Genomic DNA, 16,460 nt, shown 5'->3' with positions numbered 1-16,460 from the left:
TGACCGACGGCAGCGGCAACGCGAGCTTCTCGACCACGCTGTCGGCCACCGTGGCGGCGGGCGCCTTCATCTCGGCCACGGCGACGAAATCGGTGGCGGGCTATGGCAGCTTCAGCGACACCTCGGAGTTCGCGCGCAGCGTGGTGGCCATCCACACCACGCAGCAGAACGTGCTGGTCGTGACCACGGCGGCCGACACCGTGGACGGCGACACCACCAGCCTGTCCACGCTGCTGGCCACCAAGGGCGCGGATGGCTTCATCAGCCTGCGCGAAGCGCTCATCGCCATCAACAACACGCCGGCCGGCAGCCTGCCCACGCTGGTGAACTTCGGCATCAGCGGTACCGGCGTGCACACCATCACGCTGGGTTCGGCGCTGCCGGCCATCACCAAGCCGGTGGTCATCAACGCCAGCTCGGACGACAGCTTCGCGGCCAACGGCAACCGCCCGGCCATCGTGCTGCAGGGTGGCGGCTACACCAATGGCTGGACCGGCCTGGACTTGCGGAGCGGCAGTGGTGGCAGCACAGTGCGCGGCCTCGTGATCCAGGGTTTCGAGGCCGGCATCTACCTGCGGGCGGGCTCCGACGGCAACACCATCGCTGGCAACTACATCGGCCCGTTGCAGGCCGACGGCAGCTACACCAGCGCCACCAATGCCCAGACGACCTGGGGTGTGCTCGTGGAAAGCGCCAACAACACCATCGGCGGCACGACGGCTGCCGACCGCAACGTGATCGCGGGCGCGCGAACCTCGGGCGCCAACGTGAACCTGCAGCTCGCAACGGCTACGGGCAACCGCATCGTCGGCAACTACCTGGGCACCAATGCCAGCGGCACGCCGCTGGGCCTGGGCGGCGAGGGGGTGTACATCCGCATCGGCGCAACGAACAACCAGGTCGGTGGCACCGCACCTGGCGAAGGCAACCTGATTGCCGGCAGCGGCTTGTCCGGCGTGGCGGTCCACACAGATGCCGGCACCGGCAATGCCGTTCTCTCCAACAGCATCTATTCGAATGGTGGCCTGGGCATCGACCTGGGCGCGGCGGGCGTGACGGCCAACGACACGGGCGACGGCGACACCGGCGCCAACAACCTGCAGAACTTCCCCGTGCTGACGCTGGCGCGCACCAACGGCAGCGGCAGCTTCGAGATCAGCGGCACGATCAACAGCACGGCCAACACCTACCTGCGCATCGAGCTGTTCGCCAGCACGGCCAACGACAGCACCGGCTACGGCGAGGGCCAGACCTACCTGGGCTTCGTCAATGTGCTGACCGACGGCAGCGGCAACGCGAGCTTCTCGGCCACGCTGTCGGCCACCGTGGCCGCGGGCGCCTTCATCTCGGCCACGGCGACGAAATCGGTGGCGGGCTATGGCAGCTTCAGCGACACCTCGGAGTTCGCGCGCAGCGTGGTGGCCATCCACACCACGCAGCAGAACGTGCTGGTCGTGACCACGGCAGACGACACCGTGGACGGCGACACCACCAGCATTTCCACACTGCTGGCTACCAAGGGGGCCGACGGTTTCATCAGCCTGCGCGAAGCCATCGAGGCCATCAACAACACGGTGGCCAACGGCCTGCCCACGCTGGTGAACTTCGCCATCGCCGGCACCGGGCTGCACACCATTGTGCTGGCGCAAGACCTGCCGCACATCGCGCGGCCGGTGGTCATCGACGCCACGACCGACGACAGCTTTGCCGCCAATGGCAGCGCCCCGGCCATCCAGATCGTCGGCAATGCCGATCCCAGCAAGAACGAAAGCGGCCTGGTGCTGCAGGCCGGCGCCAGCGGCAGCACCATCCGCGGTCTGGCGATCACGAACTTCGACTACAGCGGCATCTATCTGGAAGTCGGCTCCAACAACAACCTCGTCGCCGGCAACTACATCGGCACCGTGGGCGCCGGGGGGCAGCTGCTGGGAACGACCGTGGCCAACGGCATCTATGTGGACCGGGGCAGCGGCAACCGCATCGGCGGCAGCAGCGCGGCCGACCGCAACGTGCTCGCAGGGGCCACTGCCGCTGCCATCTTCGTCACCGGCACGGTCGGCACGGTGGTGCAGGGCAATTACATCGGCGTGATGCCCGATGGGCTGTCGGCCGTGGCCAGCCCCGGGGATGGCATCGCGGTGATGGCCGGCGCCAGCAACACCCTGATCGGTGGCCTGGGTGCCGGCGAGGGCAACTGGATCGCCCGCACCAGCGGCGCCGTGTTCCTGAACGCTGCGACAGGCACCACCGTGCAAGGCAACCGCATCGGCACGGACGCGGCCGGCACGGCCAACTGGGGCACGACGGCCTACGGCGGCATCCACCTCGACAACGGCACGGCGGGCACGCTGCTGCAGGGCAATGTGGTGGCCTTCAGCGCCGCCGAGGGCGGCATCGTGCTGCTCCCCGCGGCGGGCGCGGGCAACGCCCTGCTGGGCAACAAGGTCTACGGCAACACCGGCTTGGGCATCGACATTGGATTGGATGGCGTCACGGCCAACGACACGGGCGATGGCGACACCGGTGCCAACAACCTGCAGAACTTCCCCGTGCTGACGCTGGCGCGCACCGATGGCGCGGGCAGCTTCACGGTCAGCGGCACCATCAACAGCACGGCCAACACCTACCTGCGCATCGAGCTGTTCGCCAACACCGCCAACAACAGCTCCGGCTATGGCGAAGGCCAGACCTACCTGGGCTTCGTCAACGTGTTGACCAACGGCAGCGGCAACGCGAGCTTCTCGACCACGCTGGGCGTGACGGTGGCGGCGGGTGCCTTCATCTCGGCCACGGCGACCAGGTCCGTGGCGGGCTACGGCAGCTTCAGCGACACCTCGGAGTTCGCCAAGAGCGTGGTGGCGATCTCGACCACGCAGGCGGTGCTGGTGGTGGACACGGCGGACGACACGGTCAACGGCGACACGACCAGCATCTCCACGCTGCTGGCCGACAAGGGCGCGGATGGCTTCATCAGCCTGCGCGAAGCCCTTCTCGCGATCAACAACACGCCGGCCGGCAGCCTGCCTGCGCTGGTGAACTTCAACATCGCGGGCAGCGGCGTGCACACCATCACGCTGGGCTCGGCGCTGCCGGTCATCGGCCGCGCGGTGGTCATCGACGGCACCACCGACACGGCCAGCTTCACGGGCAACGGCAACCGGCCTGCCATCGTGCTGCAGGGCACAGGTGTCTCCGACGGCCAGGTAGGTCTGGAGTTCAGCGCGGGCAGCAGCGGCAGCACGGTGCGCGGGCTGTCCTTCCAGGGCATCGACCTGGCCATCTTCCTGCGGGAGGATTCGGGCGGCAACACGATCGTGGGCAACTACATCGGCGCGATCCAGACCGACGGCAGCTACACCGCCGCCGCCAGCGCCCAGGGCAACTGGGGCGTGGTGGTGGAAAGCGCCAACAACACCATCGGCGGCACCACGGCGGCCGACCGCAACGTGATTTCGGGCCTGCGCACGTCGGGCGCCGGCATCTACCTCCTGGGCGCACAGGCCACCGGCAACCGCGTGGTCGGCAACTACCTGGGCACCAACGCCAGCGGCACCCCGCTGGGCCTGGGTGGCGAGAGCGTGATCATCGCCGATGGCGCGCAGAACAACATGGTGGGCGGTACGGCCGCAGGCGAGGGCAACCTGATCGCGGGCAGCGGGCTGGCGGGCGTGTGGGTCACGCAGTCCGGCACCACCGGCAATGCGATCCTGGGGAACACCATCCATTCCAACGGCGGGCCGGGCATCCGGCTGGAAGACAACGCGGTCACGCCCAACGACGTGGGTGACACCGACACGGGCCCGAACAACCTGCAGAACTTTCCCGTGCTGGCGTCGGTCAGCCTGGCGAGCAACCAGTTCACGGTGACCGGCAGCCTGAACAGCGAGGCCAACAAGACCTACCGCATCGAGTTCTTCGGCATCCCCTACGGCAGCACGGACGCCTCGGGCAACGGCGAGGGCAATGTGTTCCTGGGTTTCGTGGAGGTGACGACCGACGGCAGCGGCAACGCCAGCATCAATGCCACGCTGGCCGCGGCCGGCCTGAGCCATGGCGCCTGGATCAGCGCCACGGCCACCGAGAAGACCGGCGCCAGCAGCTACGGCTCGACCTCGGAGTTCTCGGCCAACGTGCAGGCGGCCAACACGGCGCCGGTGCTGACCGTGGCGGCCAACGCCGCCTACACCGAGAACGCCGCCGCCGTGGCATTGGCGCCCGCCGCCACGGCCGTAGACACCGAACTGGCCGCCGCCGGCAACTACGCCGGCGCCACGCTCACGCTGGCGCGCAACGGCGGCGCCAACGCGCAGGACCTGTTCGCGGCCACGGGCGGCTCGCTCGCGGCGCTGACGCAGGGCGCCAGCCTGGTCTACGGCGGCACCACGGTGGGCACCGTCACCACCAACAGCGGCGGCACCCTGGTGCTGACCTTCAACGCCAACGCCACGCAGACGCTGGTCAACAACGTGCTGCGCGCCATCGGTTACGCCAACAGCAGCGATGCGCCGCCGGCCTCGGTCGCGCTGGCCTGGTCGTTCAGCGACGGCAATGCGGGCCCGCAGGGCGGGGGCGGCGCGCTGGCCGGCACGGGCAGCACCACGGTCACCATCACGGCCGTGAACGACGCGCCAGTGGTGACGACCACGGGCACCACACTGGCCTACACCGAGAACGCGGCGGCCACGGCCATCGATCCGGGCCTGACCGTCAGCGACCTGGACAACGCGAACTTGACCGGAGCAACCGTCACGGTCAGCGCCAACTACGTGAACGGGCAGGACGTGTTGGCCTTCACCAACCAGCTCGGGATCACGGGCAGCTGGAATGCCGCGACAGGGGTGCTGACCCTGACGGGCACGACGACGCTGGCGAACTACCAGACGGCGCTGCGCAGCATCACCTACGCCAACACCAGCGACAACCCCAGCACGGCCACACGCACCGTGTCCTTCGCGGTCAACGACGGCGCGGCCAACAGCACGGCTGCCACGCGCAACGTCTCCGTGACGGCGGTGAACGACGCGCCGGTGGTCACGACCACGGGCACGGCGCTGGCCTATACCGAGAACGCAGCGGCCACGGCGGTGGACCCCGGCGTGGCGGTCAGCGACGCGGACAACGCGAACCTGACCGGTGCCACAGTGTCCATGAGCGCGAACTACGTGAACGGCCAGGACGTGCTGGCCTTCGTGAACGCCAACGGCATCACGGGCAGCTGGAATGCGGCGACCGGCGTGCTGACCTTGAGCGGCAGTGCCACGGTGGCCAATTACCAACTGGCGCTGCGCAGCATCACCTACGTCAACACCAGCGACAACCCCAGCACGGCCACGCGCACGGTGTCCTTCACGGCCACCGATGGCGCGGCCACCAGCACGGTGGCCACGCGCAACATCGCGGTGACGGCCGTGAACGATGCGCCCGTGGTGACGACCACGGGCAGCACGCTGGCCTATACCGAGAATGCGGCGGCCACGGCGGTGGATCCTGGCGTGGCGGTCAGCGACGCGGACAACACGAACCTGACCGGCGCCACGGTGTCCATCAGCGCGAACTACGTGAATGGCCAGGATGTGCTGGCTTTTGTGAACGCCAATGGCATCACGGGCAGTTGGAACGCTGCCACCGGCGTGCTGACGCTTTCGGGCGGCGCCACGGTGGCCAACTACCAGGCCGCGCTGCGCAGCATCACCTACCTCAACACCAGCGACAACCCGAGCACCGCAACGCGTACCGTGTCCTTCGTGGTCAACGACGGCACGGCCAACAGCACGGCCGCCACGCGCGACATCGCAGTGACGGCCGTGAACGATGCGCCCGTGGTGACGACCACGGGCAGCACGCTGGCCTATACCGAGAATGCGGCGGCCACGGCGGTGGACCCCGGCGTGGCGATCGCCGACGCCGACAACGCCAACCTGACAGGTGCCACGGTCACGATCAGCGGCAACTACGTGAATGGCCAGGACGTGCTGGGCTTCGTGAATGCCAACGGCATCACGGGCAACTGGAACGCCGCCACCGGCGTGCTGGCGCTCTCGGGCAGCGCCACGGTGGCCAACTACCAGGCCGCGCTGCGCAGCATCACCTACCTCAACACCAGCGACAACCCGAGCACGGCCACGCGCACGGTGTCCTTCGTGGTCGGCGACGGCACGGCCAACAGCACGGCCGCCACGCGCAACATTTCGGTCACGGCCGTGAACGATGCGCCCGTGGTGACGACCACGGGCACCCCGCTCGCCTACACCGAGAACGCGGCAGCCACCGCCATCGACCCGGGCCTGACCGTCAGCGACGTCGACAGTGCCAACCTGACGGGCGCCACGGTCAGCATCAGCGCCAACTACGTCAACGGCGAAGACGTGCTGGCGTTCGTGGATGCCAACGGCATCACGGGCAGCTGGAACGCCGCAACCGGCGTGCTGACCCTGTCCGGCACGGCCACCGTGGCCCAGTACCAGGCCGCGCTGCGTAGCGTGACCTACGTCAACACCAGCGAGAACCCCAGCACGGCCACGCGCACCGTGTCCTTCGTGGTCGACGATGGCACGGCCAGCAGCACGGCCGTCACGCGCGACATCGCGGTCACATCGGTGAACGATGCCCCCAGCGGCACCCCGAACACGGTGACGACCGACGAGGACACGGCCTACACCTTCACCGTGGCCGACTTCGGCTTCGCCGACGTGGACGGCCACAGCCTGCAGGCGGTGCGCATCACCACCGTGCCGGGCGCCGGCAGCCTCACGCTGGGCGGGGTGGCCGTGGCGGCCGGGCAGACCGTCGCCGTGGCCGACATCACGGCGGGCAACCTGCGCTTCACGCCTGCGGCCGACGCCAATGGCGCGGGCTACGCCAGCTTCAGCTTCCAGGTGCAGGACAGCGGCGGCACGGCCAACGGCGGCGCGGACCTGGACCCCACGCCGCGCAGCATGACGGTCGACGTGACGGCGGTGAACGACGCGCCCGTGGTGACCACGACCGGCACTCCCCTGCCCTACACCGAGAACGCGGCAGCGACGCCCGTGGACAGTGGCCTGACCGTGGCGGACGGAGACAGCGCCAACCTGAGCGGCGCCGTGGTGCGCTTCACGGCCAACTACGCCAACGGCCAGGACGTGCTGGCCTTCGTGGACCAGAACGGCATCACCGGCAGCTGGAACGCCGCCACCGGCGTGCTGACGCTGTCGGGCACGGCCACCGTGGCCCAGTACCAGGCCGCGCTGCGCAGCGTGACCTACGTCAACACCAGCGACAACCCAAGCACGGCCACGCGCACGGTGACGTTCACCGTGAACGACGGCGTGGCCGACAGCGCCGCCGCCACGCGCGACATCGGCCTGAGCGCGGTGAATGACGCACCGGTGGTGACGACCACGGGCACGGCGCTGGCCATCACCGAGAACGCGACGGCCACGCCCGTGGACGCCGGCCTGACCGTCGCCGACACCGACAACACCAACCTGACGGGCGCCACGGTCACGATCAGCGCCAACTACGCCAACGGCGAGGACGTGCTGGCCTTCGTGAACGCAGGCGGCATTACAGGCAGCTGGAACGCGGCAACCGGCGTGCTGACGCTTTCGGGCACGGCCACCGTGGCCCAGTACCAGGCCGCGCTGCGCAGCGTGACCTATGCCAACACCAGCGACAACCCCGCCACGACCACGCGCACCGTGTCCTTCGTGGTCAACGACGGCACAGCCAACAGCACGGCTGCCACCCGCGACATTTCGGTCACGGCCGTGAACGACGCACCGGTGGTGACCACGACAGGCACCACGCTGGCCTACACCGAGAACGCTGCAGCCACGGCTGTCGATACCGGCCTCACGGTGAGCGACGCCGACAACGCCAACCTGACGGGCGCCACGATCACGATCGGTGCCAACTACGCGAACGGTCAGGACGTGCTGGCCTTCGTGAACGCGGGCGGCATCACGGGCAACTGGAATGCCGCGACCGGCGTGCTCACGCTGTCGGGCACGGCCACCGTAGCGCAGTACCAGGCGGCGCTGCGCAGCATCACCTACGTCAACACCAGCGACAACCCGAGCACGGCCACGCGCACCGTGTCTTTCACGATCAACGACGGCGCTGCCAACAGCACCGCTGCCGCGCGCGATATCGCGGTCACGGCGGTGAACGACGCGCCGGTGGTCACGACCACGGGCAGCCCGCTGGCCTACACCGAGAACGCGGCCGCCACGCCCGTGGACACTGGCCTTGCAGTCACCGACGCCGATAACGCGAACCTGTCTGGCGCCACGGTGAGCATCAGCGCCAACTACGTGAATGGCGAGGATGTGCTGGCGTTCACGAACGCCAACGGCATCACGGGCAGCTGGAACGCGGCCACGGGCGTGCTGACGCTCTCGGGCAGCGCCACGGTGGCCAGCTACGAGGCGGCGCTGCGCAGCATCACCTACGTCAATACCAGCGACAACCCGAGCACGGCCACGCGCACTGTGTCGTTCACGGTCAACGACGGCACGGCCAACAGTACGGATGCCACGCGCGACATCGCGGTCACGGCCGTGAACGATGCGCCAGTGGTCACGACCACGGGCAGCCCGCTGGCTTACACCGAGAACGCGGCAGCGACGCCCGTGGACGCCGGCCTGACCGTCGCCGACACCGACAACGCGAACCTGACGGGCGCCACGGTGAGCATCAGCGCCAACTACGTCAACGGCGAAGATGTGCTGGCCTTCGTGAACGCCAACGGCATCACGGGCAGCTGGAATGCGGCCACCGGCGTGCTGACCTTGAGCGGCAGCGCCACGGTGGCCAGCTACCAGGCGGCACTGCGCAGCATCACCTACGCCAACACCAGCGACAACCCGAGCACGGCCACGCGCACGGTGTCCTTCAGCGCCACCGATGGCACGGCCACCAGCACCGTGGCCACGCGCGACATCTCGGTCACCGCCGTGAACGACGCGCCGGTGGTGACCACGACAGGTACCACGCTCGCGTACACCGAGAACGCTGCAGCCACGGCGGTGGACCCTGGCCTGACCGCCAGCGACGCGGACAGCACCAACCTGACGGGTGCCACGGTCGCCATCAGCGCCAACTACGTCAACGGCGAAGACGTGCTGGCGTTTGTGGACGCCAACGGCATCACGGGCAGCTGGAACGCCGCCACCGGTGTGCTGACCTTGTCGGGCAGTGCCACCGTGGCCGACTACCAGGCCGCGCTGCGCAGCGTGACCTACGTCAACACCAGCGACAACCCGAGCTCGGCCACGCGCACCGTGTCCTTCGTGGTCAACGACGGCGCGGCCAACAGCACGGCCGCCACGCGCGACATCACGGTGACGGCCGTGAACGATGCGCCCGTGGTCACGACCACCGGCAGCACGCTGAACTACACCGAGAACGCTGCAGCCACGGCGGTGGACCCTGGCGTGACGGTCAGCGACGCGGACAGCACGAACCTCACGGGCGCCACGGTGTCCATCAGCGCGAACTACGTCAACGGCGAGGACGTGCTGGCCTTCGTGAACGCCAACGGCATCACGGGCATCTGGAACGCCGCCACCGGAACGTTGACGCTTTCAGGCAGTTCGTCGGTGGCCAACTACCAGGCCGCCCTGCGCAGCGTCACCTACCTCAACACCAGCGACAACCCCAGCACAGCCACGCGCACCGTGTCCTTCGTGGTCAACGACGGCACGGCCACCAGCACGGCCGCCACGCGCGACATCTCGGTGACCGCAGTGAACGATGCGCCCGTGGTGACGACCACGGGCACCCCGCTCGCCTACACCGAGAACGCGGCAGCCACCGCCATCGACCCGGGCCTGACCGTCAGCGACGTCGACAGTGCCAACCTGACGGGCGCCACGGTCAGCATCAGCGCCAACTACGTCAACGGCGAAGACGTGCTGGCGTTCGTGGATGCCAACGGCATCACGGGCAGCTGGAACGCCGCAACCGGTGTGTTGACGCTCTCGGGCAGCGCCACCGTGGCGAACTACCAGGCCGCGCTGCGCAGCGTCACTTACGTCAACACCAGCGACAGCCCGAGCACGGCAACGCGCACCGTGTCCTTTGTGGCAAACGACGGCACGGCCAACAGCACGGCCGCCACGCGCGACATCTCGGTCACTGCCGTGAACGACGCTCCGGTGGTCACCACGACAGGCACCACGCTCGCCTACACCGAGAACGCGGCAGCCACGGCCATCGACACCGGCCTGACCGTCAGCGACGCCGACAGCGCCAACCTGACGGGCGCCACGATCGCCATCAGCGCCAACTACGTCAACGGCGAGGACGTGCTGGCCTTCGTGAACGCGAACGGCATCACGGGCAGCTGGAACGCCGCAACCGGTGTGTTGACGCTCTCGGGCAGCGCCACCATGGCGAACTACCAGGCCGCGCTGCGCAGCGTCACTTACGTCAACACCAGCGACAGCCCGAGCACGGCAACGCGCACCGTGTCCTTTGTGGCAAACGACGGCACGGCCAACAGCACGGCCGCCACGCGCGACATCTCGGTCACTGCCGTGAACGACGCTCCGGTGGTCACCACGACAGGCACCACGCTCGCCTACACCGAGAACGCCGCGGCCACCGCCATCGACCCGGGCCTGACCGTCAGCGACGCCGACAGCGCCAACCTGACGGGCGCCACGGTCGCCATCAGCGCCAACTACGTCAACGGCGAGGACGTGCTGGCCTTCGTGAACGCGAACGGCATCACTGGAAGCTGGAACGCCGCCACCGGTGTGCTGACCTTGTCGGGCAGTGCCACCGTGGCCGACTACCAGGCCGCGCTGCGCAGCGTGACCTACGTCAACACCAGCGACAACCCGAGCTCGGCCACGCGCACCGTGTCCTTCGTGGCCAACGACGGCACGGCCAACAGCACGGCTGCCACGCGCGACATCTCGGTCACGGCGCTCAACGATGCGCCGGTGGTGACCACGACAGGCACCCCACTCGCCTACACCGAGAACGCCGCGGCCACCGCCATCGACCCGGGCCTGACCGTCAGCGATCTGGACAACGCCAACCTGACAGGCGCCACGGTGAGCATCAGCGCCAACTACGTCAACGGCGAAGACGTACTGGCCTTCGTCAACGCCAATGGCATCACCGGCAGCTGGAACGCGGCCACTGGCGTTCTGACGCTGAGTGGCAGTGCCACGGTGGCAAACTACCAGGCCGCGCTGCGCAGCATCACCTACGTCAACACCAGCGACAACCCCAGCACAGCCACGCGCACCGTGTCCTTCACGGCCAACGACGGCACGGCCAACAGCACGGCCGCCACGCGCGACATCTCGGTCACTGCCGTGAACGATGCACCGGTGGTGACCACGACAGGCACGATGCTCGCCTACACCGAGAACGCGACAGCCACCGCCATCGACCCGGGCCTGACCGTCAGCGACGCCGACAGCACCAACCTGACGGGTGCCACGGTCGCCATCAGCGCCAACTACGTGAATGGCGAGGACGTGCTGGCGTTTGTGGACGCCAACGGCATCACGGGCAGCTGGAATGCCGCGACCGGTGTGCTGACCTTGTCGGGCAGTGCCACAGTGGCCAACTACCAAGCCGCGCTGCGCAGCATCACCTACGTCAACACCAGCGATAACCCGAGCTCGGCCACGCGCACCGTGTCCTTCGTGGTCAACGACGGCGCGGCCAACAGCACGGCTGCCACGCGCAACGTCTCCGTGACGGCAGTGAACGACGCGCCGGTGGTCACGACCACGGGCACCACGTTGGCCTACACCGAGAACGCCGCGGCCACAGTGGTGGACCCCGGCCTGACCGTCAGCGACGCGGACAACGCCAACCTGACGGGCGCCACGGTGTCCATCAGCGCGAACTACGTCAACGGCGAGGACGTGCTGGCCTTCGTGAACGCCAATGGCATCACGGGCAGCTGGAATGCCGCAACCGGTGTGCTGACGCTCACGGGCAGCGCCACGGTGGCCGACTACCAGGCCGCGCTGCGCAGCGTGACTTACGTCAACACCAGCGACAACCCGAGCACGGCCACGCGCACCGTGTCCTTCAGCGCCACCGATGGCACGGCCACCAGCACGGCCGCCACGCGCGACATCACGGTGACGGCCGTGAACGACGCGCCCGTGGTGACGACCACGGGCAGTGCGCTGGTCTACACCGAGAACGCGGCCGCCACGGCGGTGGACCCGGGCGTGACGGTCAGCGACGCGGACAACACGAACCTCACGGGCGCCACGGTCAGCATCAGCGCCAACTATGTCAACGGCGAAGACGTGCTGGCCTTCGTCAACGCGAACGGCATCACGGGCATCTGGAACGCCGCCACCGGCGTGCTGACGCTCACAGGCAGTGCGACGGTGGCCAACTACCAGGCGGCGCTGCGCAGCGTCACCTACCTCAACACCAGCGACAACCCCAGCACAGCCACGCGCACCGTGTCCTTCGTGGTCAGCGACGGCACGGCCAACAGCACGGCCGACACGCGCGACATCGCCGTCACGGCCGTCAACGACGCACCGGTGGTCACCACCACAGGCACTTCCCTGGGCTACACCGAGAACGCGTCCGCGACGGCGGTGGACCCAGGCGTGGCGGTCAGCGATGCGGACAACACCCACCTGAGCGGTGCCACGGTCACGTTCAGCGCCAACTACGCCAACGGACAGGACGTGCTGGCCTTCGCGGACCAGAACGGCATCACCGGCAGCTGGAACGCGGCGACCGGCGTGCTGACCTTGAGCGGCAGCGCCACCGTGGCCAACTACCAGGCCGCGCTGCGCAGCATCACCTACGTCAACAGCAGCGACAACCCCAGCACGGCCACGCGCACGGTCTCCTTCGTGGTCAACGACGGCACGGCCAACAGCGCGGCCGCCACGCGCGACATCGCCGTCACGGCCGTGAACGACGCGCCGGTGATCACCAGCAATGGTGGCGGCGCCACGGCCAGCGTGTCGGTGGTCGAGAACGGCACGGCAGTGACCACCGTAACGGCCACCGACCCCGACGGCACCACGCCCACCTATGCCATCGCGGGCGGCGCGGACGCAGTCTTGTTCAGCATCGACGGCACGACCGGCGTGCTCCGCTTCATCGGCGCGCCGGACCACGAGAACCCGCTGGACGCCAATGGCGACAACGTCTACGAGGTTATCGTGCGGGCCACGGACGGCGTGCTCTCGGACGACCAGGCCCTGAGCGTGACGGTGACCAACGTCAACGAAGCCCCCGTGGGCGCGGTGACCGACGTCGATGCCGCCGCCAACCAGGTGGCCGAGAACGCGGCCAACGGCACGGTCGTGGGTGTGACGGCTTTCGCGGACGATCCGGACACGCCGGACACGGTGAGCTACAGCCTGACCGACACCGCCGGTGGCCGCTTCAGCATCGATGCCAACACGGGTGTGGTGACCGTGGCCGACGGCTCGCTGCTGAACTACGAGGCGGCGACAAGCCACCAGATCACGGTGGTGGCCACCTCGTCGGATGGTTCTAGCACCAGCGCCAACTTCACGATCAACCTGACGGACCTGAACGAAGCGCCGGTGGGAGCCGTGACCGACGTGGATGGGGCCGCCAACAGCGTGGCCGAGAACGCGGCCAATGGCACTGTCGTCGGCATCACGGCCAGCGCCACCGACCCGGACGGCACGGCCACGGTCAGCTACGCGCTCACCGACACCGCCGGTGGGCGCTTCGCCATCGATGCCAGCACGGGTGTGGTGACCGTGGCCGACGGCTCGCTGCTGAACTACGAGGCGGCGACAAGCCACCAGATCACGGTGGTGGCCACCTCGTCGGATGGTTCTAGCACCAGCGCCAACTTCACGATCAACCTCACGGACATGAACGAGGCGCCCATCGGTGCCGTGACCGACGTGGATGCGGCTGCCAATACCGTGGCCGAAAACGCGGCCAACGGCACTGTCGTCGGCATCACGGTGCAAGCTCTGGACCCGGACGGCACGGCCACCGTCAGCTACGCGCTCACCGACACCGCCGGTGGGCGTTTCGCCATCGACGCCACCACCGGCGTGGTCACCGTGGCCGACGGCAGCCTGCTGGACTACGAGAGCGCCACCAGCCACCAGATCACGGTGCTGGCCACCTCCTCGGACGGCTCGACCTCCAGCGCCAGCTTCACGGTCGCGCTGAGCGACGTGAACGAGGCCGTGATCTCGCCCGTGGTCGATACCGACCCGGCGCCCAACCGCCTGCCCGAGAACGCCACCGCCGGCACGCCCGTGGGCATCACGGCCTTCGCGCGCGACCCCGATGCCGGCGCCACCGTGAGCTACGCGCTGCTCGACGACGCCGGCGGGCGCTTCGCCATCGACGCCACGACGGGCGTGGTCACCGTGGCCGACGGCAGCCTGCTCGACTACGAGAGCGCCACCACGCACGGCATCGTGGTGCGCGCCACGAGTTCGGACGGCTCCACCACCGACACGGCCTTCACCATCGCCCTGGCCGACGTCAACGAGTTCGCCGTGGGCCCGTCGGTGGACACCGATCCCGCGCCCAACCGCGTCGACGACAACGCCGCCACCGGTGCCACCGTGGGCGTCACCGTCCAGGCCGTGGACGCCGACGGCAGCAACAACACCGTGCGCTACAGCCTCAGCGACGACGCCGACGGCCGCTTCGCCATCGATGCCCAGACCGGCGTGGTGACCGTGGCCGACGGCACGCGGCTCCAGGACGCCGACGGCTTCACGATCAAGGTGCTGGCGACCTCGTCCGACGGCAGCAGCAGCGAGACGGCGTTCAACGTGGCGGTGCGCAACACCAACGTCCAGGCCCCGGTGATCACCAGCCCGGCCAGCGTGGCCGTGCCCGAGAACACCGCCAGCGTGCTGCAGGTGACCGCCAGCGATGCCGATTCGCCGGCCAGCGCGCTGGTCTACAGCATCGTCGGCGGCGCGGACGCGGCGCGCTTCAGCATCGACGCGCAGACGGGGGCGCTGCGCTTCACCACCGCGCCCGATTTCGAGATCCCGGCCGATGCCAACGGCGACAACCTCTACGACGTGCGCGTGCGCGTGAGCGACGGCCGCCAATCCAGCGAGCAGCAGCTGGCCGTGCAGGTGACGCCCGTCAACGACAACGCACCGCGTTTCACCACGCCGGGCGGCGTGGTCGAGGTGCCCGAGAACAGCACCGCAGTCGTGCGCGTGCAGGCAGTCGACGCCGACCTGCCGGCCGAGACGCTGCGCTACAGCATCGTGGGCGGCGCCGACGCAGCGCGCTTCACCATCGACCCACAGACCGGCGCGCTGCGCTTCGTCCAGGCACCGGACCGCGAGGCCCCGGTCGATGCCGACGGCGACAACGACTACGCCGTGGTGATCGGCGTCAGCGACGGCCTGCACAGCGCCGCGCTGGACCTGACGGTGCGCGTGCGCGACGTTGTCGACGGCGGTGGGTTCCCGGGCGGCACCGTGCAGGTCAGCATCCCCGAGCAGCAGACCGCGGTCACGACGGTGCAGGCAACCGGCACGAACGGCCAGCCGCTGCAGTACGCGCTGGCCGGCGGCGCCGATGTCGCGCTGTTCGCCATCGACGCGTCCACCGGCCGGCTGTCGTTCCGCGTCCCGCCGCTGTTCCTGGCGCCGCGCGATGCCGATGGCGACAACCTCTACGAGGTGCTGGTCCGCGTCGGCGACGGCGAACGCACGGGCGACTACCAGGTGCTGGTGACGGTCACGGGCAATCCGGTCGTGCAACCCAACCCGGTGCCGGCCGCGCCCGTGCCGGGATCCACGCCGCCGGTGGCGGTGCCCGTCTTGCCAGGCCTGCCGGCCACGGGCGTCCGTCCGGGCATCGGCAGCGATCCCGCAGCCGGCGAAACAGACGCGGAGGAAGGCGGCCCGCAGTTCGCGGGTGGCGCCGAGGCGGCGCACGCCGACCATGTGCCCGGCACCCGGCCCGCCCCCGCTGTGCTGCTGGCGCCGGCCACGCAGCAGCCGCTGCCGGCCGACCTGCTGCTGCGCGTGCAATGGCGCCAGTCCGACTACCACGCCGCCTGGGGCGAGATCGGCCTGCCCGAGCTGCTGCTGCCGGACCTGCTGCACAGCCAGCCTGGCGATGCCAGCGCCCAGACTGGCCGTCGCCCATGGCCCGACGCGCTCCCGGTAGTCGCCGACACCGCCGACGAGACCCGCGGCGACGCGCTGCAGGCCAGCGCAACGCTGGACCAGGCCCTGGCCGGTGGCATCGCCATCGGCCTCGGAGCGGCGTTCTGGGCCAGCCGCGGCAGCGCCCTGCTCGCCAGCCTGCTGGCCATGTCCCCGGCCTGGACCAGCATGGACCCCTTGCCCGTGCTGAACCGGCGCCAGCGCGGGCCGCGCGACCCGCGCGCGCAGCAGCCCTTCGGCGATGCGAAGGAAGACAATGCCATTGGGACCGAACCCGAAGATGCCCGGCGCGAGGACGGGGAAACCGTGGCGGAGGACAAGCAGTGA

1 protein-coding gene (running past one end of the window) is annotated in these 16,460 nt (G+C 69.3%); it reads left to right on the top strand.

Annotated elements, in window-relative coordinates; translation table 11 throughout:
• On the top strand, positions 1 to 16,460 hold the 3' portion of the coding sequence (locus tag ACSQ4M_RS14275; protein WP_436190160.1) for a cadherin domain-containing protein. The gene continues 11,251 nt to the left of window position 1, outside the view; 16,460 of the gene's 27,711 nt are visible here — the last part of the coding sequence; its start codon lies beyond the left edge, outside the window; it ends in the stop codon at positions 16,458 to 16,460.

Source organism: Pseudorhodoferax sp. LjRoot39, assembly GCF_964253035.1.
GTDB lineage: Bacteria > Pseudomonadota > Gammaproteobacteria > Burkholderiales > Burkholderiaceae_C > Pseudorhodoferax.
This window is presented reverse-complemented; position numbering and strand designations above follow the sequence as displayed.